Raw genomic sequence first — 21,164 nt, forward strand, 5'->3', positions numbered from 1 at the left:
GTTCCTTTTCCCCTATGATGGATGGCATTTCTGTCACTAAGCATCCAGAAGCGCCTCGTCTATCTTAGACGATTTTAGCTGGTGAATATGGCCCCAATTTTTTATTGAGTCGATATAATCTGTTGCAAATATTTTCATTGGAGTGAATATGGCAAACGTGATTAACAAAGCCATTTTAAGCAGCCGTATGTTGTCGATAAATTGGGTGACCTATCATACTCATCATCAAGTGATGACCCATACCGATCCGGTGCAACAAGGTCGTTATTACAAACTGAACCTCGTAATAGTCCAACCTAAAGTGGGTGGGGTGTTTAGCTGTGCTAAATGCATAGTGAATTTATGGGGGCGGGTGTATTTATTTCGTCCTGATAAGTATGAGCATAACGTCACTAAGATTGAGTCTGGTAAACGGGTGTTGTTAAGCTTTGCCCTGAATATATAACGGGTGTTGAAGGGCTGATAGATTAACGGTCAAGAGCCCGTTTGGGATTAATCTGTAATTGTTGGGTTAATGCTGTTGTGAGTGTATGGCTGTCATTTACCGGAGCGTATTGTCGCTTAGCAACGACTTCGACTCCCTCAGTAGAGAGTTTGAGGTTTAAATCGCCATTAGGCACACAACAGCAGGGTAGGCACTCGTCGGATTTGAGTTCTGCAAGAGGCTCTGATAGGTAGTTTACTTCACCAGATATTACGGTGGTTTTACATGCGCCACAAAATCCGTTACGACATTCTGAAAACACGTTTACTTTTTTCGACTCAAGCGCTTCTAGTAAGCTTGAATGTTGGCCGTCAAATAAAATAATCGGCTGTCCTTTCAAGCTTACAATTGGCGATTTTTTGAAAAGTTTTTTATAGGTCAAAATCTAAAAACTCATCGCTATTTACAGAAGAATCGATTTGGCCAACAAGATAAGATGACACCTCTACTTCCTGTGGGGCCACTTGTACTGCATCACTTTCTAACCAATTTTTCATCCAGGGTAGTGGGTTAGACCGTTCTTCATAAGGCTGAGGCAAATGTACTGATTTCATTCTTTGGTTAGTAATAAATTCAACGTACTGACATAGGATCGGTTCATTTAGGCCGATCATTGATCCGTCTTTAAATAAGTATTTAGCCCACTCTTTTTCTTGTTCTGCTGCTTTGACGAACAAGTCATAAGCTTGTTGCTTACACTCAATAGCAATCTCTGCCATTTCAGGGTCGTCTTTGCCGCCTTGCATCAAGGCGATAATATGTTGTGTCCCATTGAGATGTAACGCTTCATCACGGGCAATTAAGCGGATGATTTTGGCATTACCTTCCATAACACGACGTTCAGCAAAGGCAAATGAACAGGCAAAGCTGACATAGAAGCGGATAGCTTCTAAGGCGTTAACCGACATCATGCATAAATACAGTGATTTTTTCAGGATACGTGAATTAACGGTGATTTCTTCGCCGTCGATAACATGAGTACCTTCACCTAACAGGTTATTAATCTGGGTCAGTTTAATCAGATCATCGTAATAAGCGGCAATGTCACCGGCACGTTTCAATATTTCGTCATTTTGCACGATATCGTCAAACACCACGGATGGGTCATTGACAATATTACGAATAATATGAGTGTAAGAGCGTGAGTGAATCGTTTCAGAAAACGACCATGTTTCAATCCACGTCTCTAATTCTGGTAGCGATACCAATGGCAAAAATGCCACATTTGGTGAGCGGCCTTGAATAGAGTCAAGCAAGGTTTGGTATTTCAGGTTTGACAGGAAAATGTGCTTTTCGTGTTCAGGTAAATCACCGAAATCAATTTTGTCACGGCTGACATCAACTTCTTCTGGACGCCAGAAAAAACTTAATTGCTTTTCAATCAGTTTTTCAAAGACTTCATATTTTTGTTGATCGTAGCGTGCCACATTAACTGATTGCCCAAAAAACATAGGTTCTTTGGTTGCATCGTTAGGTGTTTGACAAAATGTAGAGTAAGCCATTATTTAGGTGTCCTGAAAACGCATTTTTCAAAAAGCGGGGATTATCCCCCGCTAAATAGAGATAAAGTGATGATTAGATTTTACACGCACCGCCGGCGCAGTCATCGTCTTCTTCTTCGACAGCAATAATGTCGTCAAACTGATCCGAAGCACCATCGCGTGTATTATGATAATACAATGTTTTAATGCCCAGTTTGTACACACTTAACAAGTCTTTTAGCAAGGTCTGCATTGGCACACGACCGCCTTCAAAACGGCTTGGGTCATAATTAGTGTTGGCAGAAATAGCTTGGTCAATAAACTTCTGCATTAAACCAACAAGTTGGATGTAACCATCGTTGTTTGGCATATTCCACAGCAGTTCGTACTTGTCTTTAAGCAGCTCAAAGTCTGGAACGACTTGCTTTAACTGGCCATCTTTACTGGCTTTCACGCTGATTAAGCCACGTGGTGGTTCGATACCATTGGTCGCGTTTGAAATTTGCGATGAGGTTTCTGACGGCATTAATGCTGACAAGGTTGAGTTACGTAAACCGTACTGTTTTATGTCGCTACGTAAACCTTCCCAATCCATGTGTAATGGTTCGTCACAAATCTTGTCTAAATCACGTTTATAGGTATCGATGGGTAAAATACCCTTCGAGTAGGTGGTCTCGTGAAATAACGGACAGGCACCTTTTTCTTTAGCTAAGTTCATTGACGCTTTCAGTAAATAGAACTGGATAGCTTCAAAGGTCTTATGGGTCAGGTTGTTTGCTGAACCGTCGGAATACTTTTTACCGTTTTTAGCTAAGTAGTTAGCAAAGTTAATCACACCAATACCAAGCGTACGGCGATTCATCGAGCTCGTTTGAGCCGCTTTTATTGGGTAATCTTGGTAATCAAGTAAGTTATCTAACGCACGTACCGCTAAATCAGCTAACGGCTCAAGTTCAGATAAGTCGGTAATCGCGCCTAAGTTAAGCGCTGATAAGGTACATAAGGCGATTTCACCGTCCGGATCGTCAATGTTAGTTAACGGCTTAGTCGGTAAGGCAATTTCTAAACACAAATTAGATTGCTTAATCGGCGCCACTTTAGAGTCAAATGGGCTGTGGGTATTACAGTGATCGACGTTTTGAATATAGATACGACCTGTAGAGGCTCGTTCCTGCATCATCAATGAAAACAGCTCAACGGCTTTAATCTGTTTTTTACGGATACTGCTGTCTTGTTCGTACTGCAAGTATAAACGTTCAAATTCTACTTGGTCTTCAAAGAAGGCATCATAAAGACCCGGTACATCTGATGGGCTGAACAAGCTAATGTTTTCGCCTTTGATTAAGCGTTGGTACATTAATTTGTTTAACTGTACGCCGTAGTCAAGATGACGTACACGGTTGTCGTCAACACCCCGGTTGTTTTTCAGCACTAATAGCGATTCAACTTCGAGATGCCATAACGGATAGAACAGCGTTGCTGCACCACCGCGTACGCCGCCTTGAGAACAAGACTTCACCGCTGTTTGGAAATACTTATAAAATGGTAAACAACCCGTGTGGAATGCTTCACCGCCGCGTATAGGGCTGCCTAATGCACGAATACGACCGGCATTAATACCAATACCAGCACGTTGGCTGACATATTTAACGATTGACGATGCCGTAGCATTGATTGAATCCAAGCTGTCATCACACTCAATCAATACACATGAGCTGAACTGACGAGTAGGCGTTCGTACACCGGCCATGATTGGCGTTGGCAGAGAAATCTTAAACAAAGACGTCGCGTCATAGAAATCTTTAATGTACTTCAAGCGGATTTCTTTTGGGTAACGCGCAAACAAACATGCGGCCACTAAAATATATAAAAACTGCGCGCTCTCATACATCTCATGGGTCACACGGTTTTGAACCAGGTATTTACCTTCAAGTTGCTTTACCGCGGCATAAGAGAAGTTCATGTCACGCCAGTGATCAATATAGCTATCAAGAATGTCTAATTCTTCACGGCTATAGTCAGCCATGATATGCATATCATATTTACCCATTTCGACTAACTTGGTGACATGGTCATATAATTTAGGCGGCTCAAATTGACCAAAAGCCTTTTTACGTAAATGGAATACGGCTAAACGCGCGGCCAAAAATTGGTAATCTGGGGATTCCGGAGAGATCAAATCAGCTGCGGCTTTTATAATCGTTTCATGAATGGCTTCTGTTGGAATGCCGTCGAAAAACTGCAGGTGAGATCGAAGTTCTACTTCAGATACTGAGACGTTTTTTAATCCATTGGCTGCCCAAGTGATCACGCGATGAATTTTATCTAAATCGATCGATTCACGTTCGCCGCTGCGCTTGGTGACTGTCATATTGCTATTCATTGAAGAGAGGCCTTGGTTCTATATCTAATCGTGTGATCTGTTGTTGGATACCATGTAACTTGATTCGATCTGAATCAGTTACAAAACAATTCCATGTTAAACAATCAAGCTGAATGTACTCACAACATGGTAGTAAAATACCAGTACATTCACTTATCGACTACGTCCTTGTAATGCAGGTGCGTAGTGTTTTGATTGCCAGTCACACACAAGATATGGTGTTATTTAAAATCTTAGATACAAGATAGTGAGGTTTGGGGATTTTTGCAAGCCACAATTTAATTAACTTCTTGTGGATAACTTGAGGATAAACGGTAGGGTTAGTGACAACTAACCCTAGAGCCCAAATTTATAAAGTGTTTTTGATAAATGATATTTTTTAAACCATCAAATAAGAAAGATTTGATCGCTAAAATAAACAGCGATCAAAAAATATTGCTGGTTTATAGGTTGATCTTTGGTTGATTTTGATCGTGTGACCAGAGATGATCAGCATGCTAATCATTTATTCAAAAATATTGATTATTTACCCCAAAATGGTGCCAATTAACCGGTGACTCAAATACAACAAAATCGCCTTATTCAGTGAAAAATTGTTTCAGTGATGCACCGTGTTCAAATTGTCTGCCAGCAGGCCATGTGTCAGGTTTGTCAGTAGCGGACAAATATCCCCACAAGGCAACGCCGCCCAACATACTCGCATTGTGGGCCGCAACTAAATCTCGTTCGGCATCTCCGAGGTATAAAATACTTTGAGGGGCAATGGCGATTTGTTGTGCGGCTAAAAACATCGGTGCGGTATGAGGTTTTGAATAACGGGTACTATCACCACTGATCATGGTTTTAAGTTTATCGGTTAAGCCCAGCTTTGCAACTAATGGCCGGGCAAATCGAGCCGGCTTATTGGTGACCACACCGTAAGGAATGGCTTGTGAATCTAACAGCGATAAGAGTTCGGGTAAGTCGTCAAACAAGCGGCTGTGATCGCCATTTATCTGGGCATAATAGCGAAGTAGTGCTTGCTGAATAGCAATTTGTACTCGTTCCTCGGCGTGCGGAATAGCCGTTTTAACTAAATATAAACTGCCGTGTGACGCCGCATGGCGCATCGTTTCAAGCGTTTGGACATTAAAACCGGCTTCGTCCAAACTGAGATTTAATGCCTGGACTAAATCAGGGGCTGTGTCGGCTAAAGTACCGTCTAAATCAAATAGTACCCCTTTTATATCTTGCTTATGCAAAGGCTAGCTCCTAACAAGAGTCAATAATAATGGAATCATGTATGCACCTTTATAGCGTTATTGGCAGGAAGTAACGCTACTCTGGTTCACTTACATTAAAACGTTGAAAAGAGTCACCAGGATGATTAATCAATTTTTTGGGTGGCTATCATATAATTAACATCAACACTGTTAGTGTACTTAAACACTCCTGACAACGGGTTGTACGTAATCCCTAATGCATCCTTGCACAATAAGTCGGTATTATCGACTAATGCCATTAGTTCAGATGGACGAATAAACTTACTGTGGTCGTGGGTACCAACCGGGAGCATTTTCAATAAATATTCAGCACCAATAATGGTCTGCAGGTATGACATCATATTGCGGTTAATGGTGGAGATAAACACAAAGCCATTGGGTTTAACCATGTCACAACATGCTTGGATAACCGATTGCGGATCGGGTACATGTTCGAGCATTTCCATGCAAGTCACCACATCGTAATACTCGCGGTGGCTATCGCTGTGTGCTTCGGCAGTTGTTTTAAGATAATTAACTGACACGCCAGACTCTAATGCGTGCAGTTTTGCCACTTCAAGCGGCTCAGTACCCATATCAATACCATCAACGTGGGCACCCAGGTGCGCCATGCTTTCGGATAAAATGCCGCCACCACAACCGACATCTAAGACTTTCTTATCGAAAATGCCGTCAGCGGTTTGGTCAATGTAGTTTAAACGCAGTGGATTAAGTAAGTGTAATGGCTTGAACTCACCATTGAGATCCCACCATGTTTGCGCCATGGCTTCAAATTTTGCGATCTCTAGCGGATCTACATTGGGTGTCGATTGTTCAGCATGTGACATAACTTAACCTAAGTGTTTAATGAAAGTATGGTCGCTATTATAGCGATAACCTTGGTGAATAGTAGTCAACAATGGCTTTCTCCGGTCATGCTTGCTCATAAAACATCCATTTAAGTGCGATGGATTATCATTTTGTGCGCTTAAGTGCTTAAAGCATCAGCAAGTGGCGTTTTATTCTTGCTAAAATTTAGCCATATATTAGCCAACGAATAAACTAAATTATCTGAAAATGTTAGCTTTTTTGTAATTATTAATAGTGATAGAGCATTTGGCAGGTCTTAGTTCTGGCGACATTAAATATCTGTGTTAGAATGCCAAATCACGTTTTTAAGCTAGATAATAATATCTAAGTTTTATTGTCAGCTCACTTTAGGGGAACGCGCAGTTTATGACTGATCTGGCATCATCTATTTCGCCAATTAACATCGAAGACGAACTTAAGAATTCTTACCTTGATTACGCAATGAGCGTAATTGTAGGTCGTGCATTACCTGACGTCCGTGACGGTTTAAAACCCGTTCACCGTCGGGTATTGTTCGCCATGAGCGAATTAAAAAACGATTGGAACAAACCATATAAAAAATCCGCTCGTGTCGTTGGTGACGTAATTGGTAAGTATCACCCCCATGGTGATACCGCTGTATACGATACAATTGTACGTATGGCGCAACCGTTCTCGCTACGCTACACATTAGTAGACGGACAAGGAAACTTTGGTTCGGTCGATGGTGACTCTGCTGCGGCGATGCGTTATACCGAAATTCGTATGCAAAAGTTGGCGCATTCATTATTAGCGGACCTTGAAAAAGAAACCGTGGATTTTGTGCCTAACTATGACGGCACAGAGATGATCCCTGCGGTATTACCAACACGCGTACCAAACCTATTAATCAATGGTTCATCTGGTATTGCAGTCGGTATGGCCACTAACATTCCACCTCACAACTTAACAGAAGTAGTGAAAGGCTGTTTGGCGTTAATCGACGATCCAAGTTTATCGATTGAACAGTTAATGGAATACATCCCAGGTCCAGATTTTCCAACGGCAGCATCAATTAACGGTCGCAAAGGCATTATTGATGCTTACAACACCGGCCGTGGCCGCGCTATCATGCGCTCTAAAGCTGACATTGAAACGGAAGAGAATGGTCGTGAACGTATTATTGTTCATGAAATTCCATATCAAGTTAACAAAGCCCGTTTGATTGAAAAAATTGCCGAGCTTGTAAAAGATAAGAAATTAGAAGGTATCAGTGGCCTACGCGATGAGTCTGATAAAGACGGTATGCGTATTGTTATTGAAATCAAACGCGGTGAAGTGGGTGAGGTTGTACTAAACAACTTATATTCTCAAACACAAATGCAGTGTTCTTTTGGAATCAACATGGTGGCATTGACGAACGGTCAGCCTAAGTTGTTTAACCTTAAAGAAATGCTTGAGTGTTTTATTCTTCACCGTCGTGAAGTGGTTACGCGCCGTACCGTATTTGAACTGCGTAAAGCCCGCGACCGTGCTCATATTCTTGAAGCACTCGCCATTGCACTGGCTAACATCGATCCGATTATTGCGTTAATTAAAGCCTCTCCTACACCGGCTGAAGCCAAAGCTAAATTAGTGGCACAAGGTTGGGTGTTAGGTAATGTACAAGGCATGCTTGAAAAAGCGGGCGATGATGCTGCGCGTCCAGAATGGTTAGAACCACAGTATGGCATCCGTGATGGTCAGTACTATTTAACCGAGCAACAAGCACAAGCGATTCTTGAATTACGTCTGCACCGTTTAACCGGTCTAGAACATGACAAGATTCTAGCTGAATATGAAGAGCTTTTAGTTCTGATTGCGGGTTTGTTATTCATTCTTCGTACTCCATCGCGTTTGATGGAAGTGATTAAAGAAGAATTAGAAGAAATTCTTGAGCAATACGGTGATGAACGTCGCACCATTATCAACGCTAATGAAATTGATATGAGTCTTGAAGACTTAATCAATGAAGAAGACGTTGTCGTGACCTTATCTCACTTAGGTTATGCAAAATACCAAGTCTTGTCTGACTACCAAGCACAGCGTCGTGGTGGTAAAGGCAAAGCGGCAACTAAAGTAAAAGATGAAGACTTTGTTGAAAAGTTATTGGTGGCAAACACCCATGACACGATTCTCTGCTTCTCTGACTTTGGTAAAATGTATTGGTTAAAAGTGTATCAATTACCATTAGCGAGTCGTACTGCTCGTGGACGTCCTATTGTTAACTTATTACCACTCTCTGACGGTGAGCACATTACGGCAATTCTGCCGGTACGTGAATATGCTGATGATAAATTTATCATCATGGCAACAGCGCATGGCACGGTTAAGAAAACAGCATTAACAGCTTACAGCAACCCACGTTCAAACGGGATTATTGCTGTAAACCTAAAAGACGGTGATCAATTAATTGGCGTCGATATTACTGACGGCAGTAACGACATTATGTTGTTCTCTAATGTAGGTAAAGTGGTTCGCTTTAATGAGAAAGCGCGTGATTCTGAAACCGGTGAAGTGAAGATTGATGCTGAAACGGGCGAAGAAATCATTGCGCTACGCCCAATGGGCCGTACTGCAACCGGTGTTCGTGGTATTAAGCTTGATGCGGGCCAAAAAGTGGTATCGTTAATAGTGCCTAAAGTTGACGGTGCGATTTTAACCATAACTGAAAACGGTTACGGTAAACGTACCGAGTTGGATGAATACCCAGCGAAGAGTCGCGGCACTAAAGGTGTGGTATCGATTAAGGTCAGCGAACGTAATGGTGAAGTAGTCGGTGCCGTTCAAGTTGGCACTTTTGACGAAATCATGTTGATCAGTAATAAAGGCACCTTAGTGCGAACGCCTGCTGAAGGCGTATCAATTATTGGTCGTAACACTCAAGGTGTGACTATCATCCGTACAGCTGAAGACGAGAAAGTTGTTGGTTTACAGCGTATTGAAGAGATTCAAACTGAAGAGTTGTTAGACGAAGAAGGCAATGTTATTCCAGTAAGCGATGTTATCGATGCTGAAGTGACCGATGCTGAATCAACTGATGATGTTGAATCAACTGATCCAGACGATGCCAAAAGCGGAGCAGACGAACAAGAGTAATTTATTACCCTTGTTGTCAATTTCTCCTCGAACGGGCGCCTTAATGGCGCCCGTTTTATATTACGGAATAAATTTCATCAAAATAGGTAAATAAAGGCCTATTCATCACCCCGTAAAATCCTTATTATTACGGTTAACTTGTTATTGTCTATATTGATTATTTGTCAAAGGAGTTGTTTGTGAGCGCAATTTATAATTTCTGTGCTGGACCGGCCATGTTACCTCAAGCTGTGATGCAAAAAGCACAACAGGAATTAATTGATTGGAATGGGCTAGGTGTCTCCGTGATGGAAATCAGTCATCGCAGTAAAGAGTTTATTGCACTGACCGAGCAAGCAGAGGTCACACTTCGCAAGTTGATGAACATCCCTAAAAACTATCATGTGTTATTTATGCATGGTGGTGGCCGCGGCCAATTTTCTAACGTAGTGAATAACTTCTTGGGTGATAACGGTCGGGCGCTTTATTTAGTCAGTGGTCAATGGTCGTCGTCAGCGGTGACAGAAGCGCAAAAACTGGTGGGTGAGCAACATATTGACAGCATCAATATTGTTGAACAGATCAATGGTCTTAACCAGGTGACATTACCCGACTTAAGCACAATCAAGAAAGACTATCGTTATGTGCATTATTGCTCAAACGAAACCGTTGATGGCATCGAAATTTTTGAAGAGTTAACGAGCCCTTGGCCCATCGTTGCTGATTTATCATCAACCATCATGTCCCATGAAATTGATGTCAGCAAATACGGACTCATTTATGCTGGCGCGCAAAAGAACATTGGCCCATCAGGCTTGTCGATTGTGATCGTCCGTGACGATATGCTTAAACTTCCAAGCCTACCGCAGTCATCAATAATGGATTATCGCGTGGCGGTTGAATATGGCTCAATGTTTAATACCCCACCAACGTTTGCTTGGTATTTAGCCTCTGAAGTGTTTGCCTGGTTAGCGGCTAATGGTGGTGTGAGTGCGATGGCTCAATTGAACCAACAAAAAGCGGCGTTACTGTATCATTGTATCGACAATAATCCGTTTTATAAAAACGGCGTCGCACTTAATAACCGCTCACGTATGAACGTGACCTTCCAATTAGTGAATGATGCGCTAAACAGTGAGTTTTTAGTTCAAGCAGAGCAGGTAGGATTAATGGCATTAAAAGGTCATCGTAACGTAGGCGGTATGCGTGCCAGTATTTATAACGCCATGCCGCTAGCCGGTGTAAAAGCCCTGGTTGACTTTATGAATAACTTTGCAGTAAAGCACCATCAAGCCTAACTAACCTTAACCAAAGTTAATCAAGGTTCAGCAATAAAAAAGCGAATGCCGACCAGCATTCGCTTTTTTATGTGGAGAATAAATGACGTGTTGATTAGATGTATAGCAACTTCAGTTAAACACTATTGATAAGTAGGCTTGAGTTTGCAGCGCAGTAAAGTATGACCCAGGCCGATGTTGTCGATGTCTTGATCAACATACAGTCCAGCTTCAATGATCATGTTAAGCATATCTTTACTGTGGTACATCCGACTATTTCCATTGGCAATAGCAGTAAAATACAAAGACGTTGCGTTAACACAATAGGCACCAGCTTCATGGGGTTGCCTGTCCCAATATGTCTCTAAAATACAAAGTTCACTATCAGGTTTAATCGCTGCCACAGTGCGCTTAAGAATAATGCTTATTTGTTGTTTAGAAAAACAATCTAAAAATTGACTCATCCAATATAAATCACCCTCTTGGCAAAAAGGCTTTTCGCTATCGAGTAAATCTGTTTCAAAGGGATGAACGCGATCTGCAACCAACTGTGTTTGTGCATTTTTCATTGCCACAATAAGTTGCCCCGGTAAATCCATAATAGTGACGTGGACGTTTTTATTATAATGGGTGCAGGCAAATGCCCATTTACCGGTATTGCCACCCACATCAACAATATGCGCCGGCTGTGACTTAAATATTAATGGTAATAGGCTGTCAAAAGCATGATCTGAATAGTAATGATCAAACTCAAACCAGCTTTTTTTAGTTTGTTCTGGTAGTTGGCTTAAGCCCGGGTAAATAGTGTCCCAATCGCCAAAGTGTTTAAGCCCTATTGCTTTGCCTTGCTTAAGTGAATCTTCAAGCTCAAACAAGCCTTGATAACAAACATCATGGATGAAGTTTAGGTTTTTTGCGGCCATATCATCATGGAGTAAAAAATAGCCAGTTTTATCGAGGCGGTAATGATTATCTTTACACCAAAAAATGCCCATGCTTAATCCCATATCAAGCAAGACATGAATGGCATATTCAGACAACTCGGAATCTTGGGTAAGCTGAACTAGGCTAATACCTTTCTCACCAACCTCATCAACTTTGGTGAGTAAATCAAATTGACTTAAGCAACGTGCGACTTGAAAACTGACCGGTGCAAACGCTATTTTTTGTGCTTCAAACTTAGCATCAAAAGCAGATATTTTTTTGGGAGATTGATAAAAAGACATTAGTGGTGTTAACTCAACGAAGGCGGTGATATTAATTCAATTCTATCAAAGTAATGTGAATAAGGTTTTGAGCTACTTCTAGTTTTTGTTTTGTGACAAGTTCACAACCGTAATAATGATTTATCGAGCCCCCTCAAGGTTAAAGGTTAACATTGAGAGTTCCGCAAAACAGACTTCATCTATGCTAAACGTTTCCACTGGATAGGTTTTTTTTGCATTCACAACATCAAACGTTATAGACCTTTTCTACTGCTGACTCGGTACTTTTATGGGTAAAACCTTCCCTTATGAAAAAAACAGCGGTGGTTAATTCGCTCAAATAAAAGGGAAGGTATGATGGACTTAGCCCACTTAGCCCACTTAGCTCATTTATCTCACCATTCTCATTTAGCTCAGTAAGCCGAACACAATGGCGGTCATTGACAATAAACCCGTAATGACGACGAAGATGTTGCTCACTCGTCCTCGGTAGGCTTTCAGAGCCGGCACCTTATGTATTGCATACATTGGCATAATATACAAAATAGCAGCAATAACGGGGCCACCAAGCGCCTCGATCATGCCAAGTATACTTGGGTTGATAATCGCCACGGCCCAAGTAGTAATAAACATAAATCCTAAGATAAATTTATCCAATTTGTGACTGTTTTCTGGCTTGCCGCTATTGGGTAATTGCTTAGTAATAATGCCTTTTAAGCCTTCGGTAGCCCCCATATAGTGGCCGAAGAAAGATGAAATAATGGCGATGAAAGCAATCACAGGTGCAACATAGCTGATAAAACCACTTTCATGAACGTTGGCAAGATAAGACAGGATCGGTAGGTTATCGGCTTTTGCTTCTAACAATTGCACCGGTGTTAAGGACAATACACAGGAGAATACGAACAACATCACGAATCCCACTAGCATGATGGTAGTATTGCGTAGTATGACATCGGCCTTGTGGGAGGCATTGGCGCCGTGTTCTTTTTTGAGCGAAACCGAGAACTGGGAGATAGCAGGCGAGTGGTTAAAGGCAAACACAAGCACTGGAATAGTTAACCAGACGGTACCAAGAAAATTAGTGGCCGAAGGCACAACCATAAGAGCATCAAACTTCCAGTCTGGTATTAAATACAATGACATGAAAGCGAGGATCGCGACTAGGGGATAGACTAATATCCGCGTTACAGAGAGCATAAACTTTTCACCTGCGACCATCACAGACATCATGCATAAGATCAGCATGCCCGAAAGTAGCCAGCGCGGAATAGCACTTATTTTATCGATAATTTGCACCCCAGCATCTGTTAATGCTGGCGCACCGTTCTGCAACATTCTTGGGACTTCGGTAAACACGCCTAATTGATTAATAATGAAACTGTCGACGGTATTAGTGATCCCAACGCCGTAGATTAACACAATGGGATAAATGGCTAAAAAATACAGTAAGGTAATGGCTTTACCCGCCCCAATACCAAAATGTTCTTCTACTACCTGGGTGATGTCACTATCAGCAATGGTGGATGAACATAGAAAGCGGGATAGACCACGGTGAGCAAGATAGGTCATAGGGCCAATCATTAGCACCATTAAGACCAATGGCCAAAAGCCACCCATCCCCGCATTAATAGGTAAAAATAAAATTCCGGCACCGACGGCCGTGCCAAACAAGCTCAACATCCAGGTTGTATCCTGACGTGACCAGCCTGTATCTGAAACAACGACAGACTCGGGGATCTCTTGTGCACTTATGGCTTCATTTTGCATAGCTGATTCACCTTGACAACATGTTAAATTCTGCGTCAGGGTACATATTCCTATGGGATATTAGGTATTTACACAGGCATAATATAATAATGTTTAAATATTGGGAGCTATATCCCGATGAGGGAACATTAAATACGACAAGCAGCTTCAATTCATCTACAACCATCACCTACAGATTTAACCGTGCCGTCACCTAAGCACTGCATCGAAAAATATTCATAGTGATTATGATCGGCATTTGGAAGTCATTCATCTCAACTCGGGATAATAAACGTTTATCAAAAAGCCCTTTATTTGGCGATTGAAGTTATCTTGATTTACTATAGGCCAGCGATTGACGCCGCTATGAATACGAGAATACGCCTTGTGAGCAACATAATTGGCAAGCTTGATATTGATGATTTGAAAAGCTATTGATACCTATCAGTTAATCCTATCTCTTATGCCAAGTTGAGATTAACTAATGGATGATGAGTTAACTATAACGAAAGGTTTGTAAACGCTGCCTACGCTGCCTACATTCGATAACATAAATTGCCTATGTTTGGATTTATTTGTCATCAGCTGAACGGGTTAACATCTAGGTCAGTAAGCGATCCTTGGCAAGTCTATTTGAGTAAACTGAGCAACAAAAAGGTCGCAATAAGCGACCTTTTTATTGATTTTTTCTACTTATACTAACGCTTATCAAAATGGGTTTTTGTTATAATACTGCCGCAATAGATTTAGCTAAATAATCAACATTGGTTTGGCTAATACCGGCAATACTGATCCGGCTTGAGCCGACCATGTACACACTGTATTGCTGTTTAAGTATGGCCACTTGTTCAGGGTTAACCCCTAAGAATGAAAACATGCCTTTTTGACGGGCGATAAAACTAAAGTCGCGGTCAACACCATTGGCGGCTAATTGTTCAACCAACATAGTTCGGTTGCCGTTAATACGGTCGCGCATCACTTTGAGCTCAGCTAACCATTGCTGTTTAAGCGCTGGCGAGCCTAAGATGGTTTCAACAATCGCCGCGCCATGGGCAGGGGGCATTGAGTAAATACAGCGAATAACATATAACATTACCGACAGTGCTACGTTAGCCGTTGTACTGTCTTTAGCGACAATGGAACAGGCGCCAATACGCTCACGGTACAAACCAAAGTTTTTTGAGCAAGAGCTGCATAAAATCATGCTTTCTACTGCCGCAGCCATTTGGCGCACGCCGTAGGCATCTTCATCTACGCCGTCACCAAAGCCCTGGTAAGCCATGTCAATTAATGGCGTAAAACCTTGCTTAACCGTAACCTTAACCACTTCATCCCATTGATCGGTGCTTAAATCCATGCCGCTTGGGTTATGACAACATGCATGAAATAACACCACGTCATCTTTATCTATGGTGTTTAACTTCGCTAGCATTTGATCAAATTTAAGTGTTTTGTTGTCGTAGTCATAGTATGGATAGGTTTTAACTGTAATGCCTGCGGCTTCAAATAAACCCGTGTGGTTGGCCCATGTTGGGTCGCTTACCCATAACACTGCGTTAGGATTACAACGCTTAATAAAGTCAGCTGCCACGCGCAGGGCACCAGTTCCGCCTGGCGTTGATACCGTGCGAACGCGATCGGCCAGTAATACACTGTGGCTGGCACCAAAGGCTAATTCGCCCATGAGTTGATTAAATGGTGCTGAGCCTGTTGGTCCTATGTACACTTTTGTTGTTTCGGTGTCTAAACGGATTTTTTCGGCAACTTTTACGCAATCTAAAATAGGTGTGTGGCCAACAGGGTCTTTATAAACACCCACACCTAAATCGACTTTATTGGGATGCTTGTCTGCGCGATATTGTGTCAATAGGCCTAAAATCGGATCGGCTGGCATCGCGGTTAATGAATTAAACATGGATTGACCTTCTTATTTTAAAGTTACACGCATTAGAGCGAAACAAGATACAGGAACTTGGCTTTAGCATAACGTGAATTATACCAATAAAGAACTGCTAAATCAGCCTTATTAGGTCTTACATTGCTAAGCCCTAATTAATCTGGGCAACTAAATCAGACCGTCATTAATGGTCTGAACTGTGCAGATTTGTCGAGAAAAACCTAACTAAAGTTAAAAAATTTCAACTTGAGCATAAAAGTCACCTAAAACATAAAATAACGGTTGAATCCTTGGCGACAATCAGTAACGTAAGCACTATGAAACATTATGAAGTCGATTACTGAGGTTGTTGAGCTGTCGAAGCACCTTTACTCCAATAGATGTTGCAGCGTTTGAGGCCATTTTCTATAAGGCGGAGTTTATGACGTGTTGTTCTAGAGGTGTAACGCTAACGCAGTAAAAAGAAGCCACTTACACAGCCCAAGTTCGGCTAAACGGGCTTGCTTATTTGTAAGCGAGAAGTTTGTAAGCGAGAAGTTTGTTGCAAGGTATTAGCGTAGAATGACTAAGCATCACACCTTACGCCGCATTCTTATATACGCGCTAACCCGTTTATCCCGAACGAATTGGTCTGCCAAAGATTAAATTGATCCTACCAAACTGTATCGAAACATTGCCTTTTACATCAGCCTAAGTTCACGAGGTGATGTAAGGCTTATTTTATCCGGTGAAGCCTTTTACTCATCTGTCGGTCTGTAGACGTTCAATGAGTGCAACACAAAGAAGAGTATTAATGAAACAACTGCGTCTTGACCATATTACCCGCATGAATGGCGAAATTAACATTCCTGGCTCAAAAAGTATTTCAAATCGTGCCTTGCTATTAGCCACGTTGGCCAAAGGCACGACTACGCTAACGAACTTACTCGATTCTGATGATATCCGTTATATGTTGGCGTCGTTAAAACAACTTGGGGTAAATTATCGTCTATCGAATAACAATACCGTTTGTGAGCTCGAGGGAATGGGATCGCCACTGAATAGTGAACAAGCTCAAAGCCTGTTTCTTGGTAATGCAGGCACTGCCATGCGTCCGTTGTGTGCGGCATTAACCTTAGGTCATGGCGAATTTACCTTAACCGGTGAGCCTCGAATGGAAGAACGTCCTATTGGTGATTTAGTTGATGCGTTACGTCAACTTGGCGCCGATGTGACTTATCTTAAAAACGATGGTTTTCCGCCATTAACCATCAAGGCTAAAGGATTAAACGGCGGTGATGTTGAGATTGCGGGTAACTTATCAAGTCAATTCTTAACTGCGCTACTGATGGTGGCACCACTGACCAAAGACAGTGTGAACATTACTATTAAAGGTGAGCTTGTTTCTAAGCCTTATATTGATATTACTATTTCGTTGATGGCCAAGTTTGGTGTCAAGGTGATTAATCATGATTACGCCCGTTTTGAAATTCCATCAGGACAACAATACGTGTCGCCTGGCAAAGTCTTAGTTGAAGGCGATGCCTCATCGGCGTCTTACTTTTTAGCTGCTGGCGCGATCCAAGGTGGTGAAGTTAAAGTAACTGGCGTTGGCCGTTTAAGTATTCAGGGTGATGTTAAGTTTGCCGATGTATTAGCTGAAATGGGCGCAGACATAGAGTGGGGCGATGATTACATTATTGTCCGTCAATCGACCTTAACGGGTATCGACATGGACATGAACCACATTCCTGATGCGGCGATGACCATTGCAACCGCAGCCTTGTTTGCTAAAGGCGTTACCTCTATTCGCAACATTTATAACTGGCGCATTAAAGAAACTGATCGTTTAGCCGCCATGGCAACTGAGTTACGTAAAGTGGGTGCAACGGTTGATGAAGGTCATGATTATATTACCATTACGCCGCCAGCTGTATTAAATACCGCTGCGATTGATACCTATAACGATCATCGTATGGCGATGTGTTTTTCAATATTGGCCTTTGCCGATTGTGGTATCACCATTAACGATCCAGACTGCACATCAAAAACATTCCCGGATTATTTTGCACAATTTGCACAACTGGCAAAATAACACCACATCGACAGATTAAAACACGGCCTTTAACACCATTAAAGGTCGATCTTGGTTTTAATAACCGAAAATTCATCAGTAATTAACATTTATTTGTTATACAATTCGCGCGCTTATTTTGATGAACCCTCGTATGTTTTCAGGGAAGATAGATTATTTTCGGAGCAAATTATGTCAGAACGATCTCCAGTGATCACAGTTGATGGCCCTAGCGGTGCAGGGAAAGGGACAATATGTCAATTATTGGCACAGCATTTAGGATGGCATTTATTAGACAGTGGTGCGATTTATCGTGTTTTAGCCTTAGCCGCTATTCATCATGATGTTGAGCTAGAAAACGAAGAAGCACTGACCTTATTGGCTGCACACCTTGATGTCCAATTTTTAACGGGCAGCCAGACTGATGCCATTAAAGTGGTCCTCGAAGGCGAAGACGTTACCACGACCATTCGCTCACCAGAATGCTCAAATGCTGCCTCTAAAGTGGCGGCATTACCGCGTGTACGTGAGGCATTATTACGTCGCCAACGGGCATTTTGTGCCGCTCCAGGCTTAGTTGCCGACGGACGCGACATGGGTACCGTGGTCTTTTCTAAAGCACCAGTAAAAATATTTTTAACTGCGTCTGCTGAAGAACGGGCGCAAAGACGCTATAATCAGTTGCAGGACAAAGGCTTCGATGTTAAAATCGACCGCCTTTTAGCTGAAATTATCGAGCGAGACGACCGTGATACCAATCGCGCCGCTGCGCCTTTAGTCCCAGCTAATGATGCACTTGTTATTGATACAAGCGGCATAGGCATAGAAGATGTATTGAAGCAAGTGCTTGAATACGTTAGACAAAAAATTACTGTCACGTAACCGAATCCTCGTTTATTGTGCAGTAGGTGTTTGTGTTAAGGATGACACGAATAATATTACTAGACTCCACATCTAGGATGGATGGTGGTTTTATATAATGAAGTAACCTAAAACATGACTGAATCTTTTGCTGATCTATTTGAACAATCCCTTGAAACTTTAGAGTTCCGTCCAGGTTCTATCGTTCGTGGTACAGTTGTTGCCATTGAAAACGGTATGGTACTTGTTGACGCCGGCCTTAAGTCTGAAAGTCCAATCAATGCTGACGAATTCAAAAACGCACAAGGCGTTTTAGAAATTCAAGTTGGTGATGAAGTTGACGTAGCCCTTGACTCTGTTGAAGATGGCTTTGGTGAGACTCAATTGTCTCGCGAAAAAGCTAAGCGTCATGAAGCTTGGATCGTTCTAGAAAAAGCGTACGAAGATGCTGAAACTGTAATCGGTATCATCAATGGTAAAGTTAAAGGTGGTTTCACTGTTGAATTAAACGGTATCCGTGCCTTCTTACCAGGTTCTCTAGTTGACGTGCGCCCAGTTCGCGACACCGCTCACTTAGAGTACAAAGAATTAGAATTCAAAGTTATCAAGCTTGATCAGAAGCGCAACAACGTTGTTGTTTCTCGTCGTGCAGTTATCGAATCTGAAAGCAGTGCTGAACGTGATACTCTTCTTGAGAATCTACAAGAAGGTCAAGCTGTTAAAGGTATCGTTAAAAACCTTACTGACTACGGTGCATTCGTAGACTTGGGTGGTGTTGACGGTCTTTTACATATCACAGATATGGCTTGGAAACGTGTTAAGCACCCATCTGAAATCGTTAATGTTGGTGACGAAATCAACGTTAAAGTACTTAAATATGACCGTGAGCGTACTCGCGTATCATTAGGTCTTAAGCAACTTGGCGAAGATCCATGGTTAGAAATCAGCAAGCGCTACCCAGAAAGCACACGTCTTACTGGTCGCGTAACTAACTTAACTGACTACGGTTGCTTCGTAGAAATCGAAGAAGGCGTTGAAGGTTTAGTTCACGTTTCTGAAATGGATTGGACTAACAAGAACATTCACCCATCTAAAGTTGTTAACTTAGGTGATGAAGTTGAAGTGTTAGTACTAGACATTGACGAAGAGCGTCGTCGTATTTCTCTAGGCCTGAAACAGTGTAAAGTTAACCCATGGGATGACTTCGCAACTCGTTACAACAAAGGCGACAAAGTATCTGGTAAGATCAAGTCAATCACTGACTTCGGTATCTTTATCGGTCTTGACGGTGGAATCGATGGTCTTGTTCACTTATCTGATATTTCTTGGAACGGTACTGGCGAAGATGCAGTATCTGAATACAAGAAAGGCGACGAAATCCATGCAGTGGTTCTTTCAGTAGACCCAGAGCGTGAGCGCATCAGCTTAGGTGTTAAGCAAACTGAAGATGATCCATTCAACGCATACTTAGCTGACAAGAAGAAAGGCACCGTAGTTCACGGTACTGTTTCTGCTGTTGACGCAAAAGGTGTTACAGTTGAATTGGCTGAAACAGTTGAAGGTTATATCCGTGTAGCTGACATCTCTTCAGAACGCATCGAAGATGCATCTACTGTATACTCAGTAGGTAATGCAATCGAAGCTAAGTTCATGGGTGTAGATCGTAAGAACCGTTCTATCAGCTTATCTATCAAAGCGAAAGATGAAGCTGAACAGAAAGAAGCGATTGCTACTTTGAACAAGCAAGATGAAGTTGTAATGAGCAGCGCAATGGCTGAAGCTTTCAAAGCGGCTCGTAAGTAATCGAAAATCGTCTGTTGTATGGGGAATTCCTCCCCATTAGGCGACTGTGTTTGGCTTGATAATATGGGATAGCTAAGATGACAAAATCTGAACTTATCGAAAAACTCGCCACTAGGCAGTCGCAACTGTCGGCGAAGGAAGTGGAAAGTGCAATCAAAGAAATGTTGGAGCAAATGGCAACAACATTAGAAACCGGTGATCGTATAGAAATCCGCGGATTTGGTAGTTTTTCACTTCACTATCGTGCACCACGTATGGGTCGTAATCCAAAAACAGGCACCTCTGTTGATTTGGAAGGCAAGTATGTACCGCACTTTAAGCCGGGTAAAGAACTGCGCGAACGTGTCGATGTTGTTAATCCTTGATTAATGACTGAATAAAAAGCCTCCTTTTGGAGGCTTTTTTATATCTAATGACAGTCAATGCTGGTCAGCCCAGTAAATTTCTTGGATAATCATTATATTGATACACCTTCATGGAGAATAGCGTGAGATCATTTATTGTTGTTGTACTCGTTGGATTGTTGTTTGTTTTAGCTTTATTATTTGGTGCTAAAAATGAACAAGTCGTCACTTTAAGTTACTTTATTGCTGAAGGGCAATATCGTTTGCCTATAGTACTTGCCGTGGTCTTTTTCTGCGGGTTTATTCTCAGCTGGATATTTGCAAGCTACCACATCATTAAGCTAAAACTTGCGTTGCGTAAAAGTAACAAAGCCCTTAAAAAGTTTACCGCTGTAGAGGCAACCAGTGTTGCTTTAACGCCTAAGGATCAAGTCGTCTAGT

Annotated in this window: 16 protein-coding genes; 8 read left to right on the forward strand and 8 right to left on the reverse strand. The window is 42.0% G+C overall.

The window, feature by feature from the left end; genetic code table 11:
- Positions 1-148 precede the first annotated feature (148 nt).
- Positions 149-445: a hypothetical protein gene (locus AAEZ02_RS06235; protein ID WP_101031192.1), complete on the forward strand. Its 297-nt coding sequence runs from the start codon at positions 149-151 to the stop codon at positions 443-445.
- Positions 446-467: 22 nt separating this feature from the next.
- On the opposite strand, the gene yfaE is transcribed toward AAEZ02_RS06235, so the two are convergent.
- From yfaE to ubiG, 5 genes are all read right to left on the reverse strand, one after another.
- A complete protein-coding gene (yfaE, locus tag AAEZ02_RS06240; RefSeq protein ID WP_351122303.1) occupies positions 468-866 on the reverse strand; it encodes a class I ribonucleotide reductase maintenance protein YfaE in 399 nt (132 codons plus the stop codon).
- Positions 856-1,986, reverse strand: coding sequence for a class Ia ribonucleoside-diphosphate reductase subunit beta (gene nrdB, locus AAEZ02_RS06245; protein ID WP_101031196.1), 1,131 nt, complete (start codon positions 1,984-1,986; stop codon positions 856-858). Before nrdB ends, yfaE begins: the two co-directional genes overlap by 11 nt.
- Positions 1,987-2,059: 73 nt before the next feature.
- Positions 2,060-4,348 (reverse strand): class 1a ribonucleoside-diphosphate reductase subunit alpha, encoded by a 2,289-nt coding sequence (gene nrdA, locus AAEZ02_RS06250; protein WP_101031198.1) that lies wholly within the window; start codon positions 4,346-4,348, stop codon positions 2,060-2,062.
- A 578-nt stretch (positions 4,349-4,926) separates the two neighbouring features.
- The gene (locus AAEZ02_RS06255; RefSeq protein ID WP_101031200.1) at positions 4,927-5,589 is read right to left on the reverse strand and encodes an HAD family hydrolase; all 663 of its coding nucleotides are present in this window, start codon (positions 5,587-5,589) and stop codon (positions 4,927-4,929) included.
- 125 nt (positions 5,590-5,714) lie between these two features.
- Positions 5,715-6,437, reverse strand: coding sequence for a bifunctional 2-polyprenyl-6-hydroxyphenol methylase/3-demethylubiquinol 3-O-methyltransferase UbiG (gene ubiG / locus AAEZ02_RS06260; protein WP_124013085.1), 723 nt, complete (start codon positions 6,435-6,437; stop codon positions 5,715-5,717).
- A 388-nt stretch (positions 6,438-6,825) separates the two neighbouring features.
- Between ubiG and gyrA the strand changes: the two genes are divergently transcribed.
- Both gyrA and serC read left to right on the forward strand, forming a co-directional pair.
- Positions 6,826-9,555: a DNA gyrase subunit A gene (gene gyrA, locus AAEZ02_RS06265; RefSeq protein WP_124013086.1), complete on the forward strand. Its 2,730-nt coding sequence runs from the start codon at positions 6,826-6,828 to the stop codon at positions 9,553-9,555.
- A gap of 179 nt (positions 9,556-9,734) precedes the next feature.
- A complete protein-coding gene (gene serC / locus AAEZ02_RS06270) occupies positions 9,735-10,832 on the forward strand; it encodes a 3-phosphoserine/phosphohydroxythreonine transaminase (RefSeq protein WP_124013087.1) in 1,098 nt (365 codons plus the stop codon).
- A gap of 122 nt (positions 10,833-10,954) precedes the next feature.
- On the opposite strand, the gene AAEZ02_RS06275 is transcribed toward serC, so the two are convergent.
- The 3 genes from AAEZ02_RS06275 to AAEZ02_RS06285 all read right to left on the reverse strand — a co-directional run bounded on the left by AAEZ02_RS06275 (position 10,955) and on the right by AAEZ02_RS06285 (position 15,680).
- On the reverse strand, positions 10,955-12,037 hold the full coding sequence (locus AAEZ02_RS06275) for a methyltransferase (protein WP_351122308.1): 1,083 nt from the start codon (positions 12,035-12,037) through the stop codon (positions 10,955-10,957).
- Between the two features lie 387 nt (positions 12,038-12,424).
- Complete coding sequence (locus AAEZ02_RS06280; RefSeq protein WP_124013089.1) at positions 12,425-13,786, reverse strand: aromatic amino acid transport family protein; 1,362 nt, start codon at positions 13,784-13,786, stop codon at positions 12,425-12,427.
- Positions 13,787-14,489: 703 nt separating this feature from the next.
- Positions 14,490-15,680, reverse strand: a complete 1,191-nt coding sequence (locus AAEZ02_RS06285) for an amino acid aminotransferase (protein WP_124013090.1) — start codon at positions 15,678-15,680, stop codon at positions 14,490-14,492.
- Positions 15,681-16,455: 775 nt separating this feature from the next.
- Between AAEZ02_RS06285 and aroA the strand changes: the two genes are divergently transcribed.
- The 5 genes from aroA (at position 16,456) to AAEZ02_RS06310 (ending at position 21,163) form a co-directional block, all read left to right on the forward strand.
- The gene (gene aroA, locus AAEZ02_RS06290) at positions 16,456-17,736 is read left to right on the forward strand and encodes a 3-phosphoshikimate 1-carboxyvinyltransferase (RefSeq protein WP_101031214.1); all 1,281 of its coding nucleotides are present in this window, start codon (positions 16,456-16,458) and stop codon (positions 17,734-17,736) included.
- Positions 17,737-17,907: 171 nt separating this feature from the next.
- Positions 17,908-18,597: a (d)CMP kinase gene (gene cmk / locus AAEZ02_RS06295; protein ID WP_101031216.1), complete on the forward strand. Its 690-nt coding sequence runs from the start codon at positions 17,908-17,910 to the stop codon at positions 18,595-18,597.
- Positions 18,598-18,711: 114 nt separating this feature from the next.
- Positions 18,712-20,379 (forward strand): 30S ribosomal protein S1, encoded by a 1,668-nt coding sequence (rpsA, locus tag AAEZ02_RS06300; protein ID WP_101031218.1) that lies wholly within the window; start codon positions 18,712-18,714, stop codon positions 20,377-20,379.
- A gap of 77 nt (positions 20,380-20,456) precedes the next feature.
- Complete coding sequence (ihfB, locus tag AAEZ02_RS06305) at positions 20,457-20,744, forward strand: integration host factor subunit beta (RefSeq protein ID WP_124013091.1); 288 nt, start codon at positions 20,457-20,459, stop codon at positions 20,742-20,744.
- Positions 20,745-20,866: 122 nt separating this feature from the next.
- The gene (locus tag AAEZ02_RS06310) at positions 20,867-21,163 is read left to right on the forward strand and encodes a lipopolysaccharide assembly protein LapA domain-containing protein (RefSeq protein ID WP_124013092.1); all 297 of its coding nucleotides are present in this window, start codon (positions 20,867-20,869) and stop codon (positions 21,161-21,163) included.
- Position 21,164 lies beyond the last annotated feature (1 nt).

Origin of the sequence: Shewanella sp. T24-MNA-CIBAN-0130, from assembly GCF_040310185.1 — a bacterium.
Classification (GTDB): domain Bacteria; phylum Pseudomonadota; class Gammaproteobacteria; order Enterobacterales; family Shewanellaceae; genus Shewanella; species Shewanella psychromarinicola.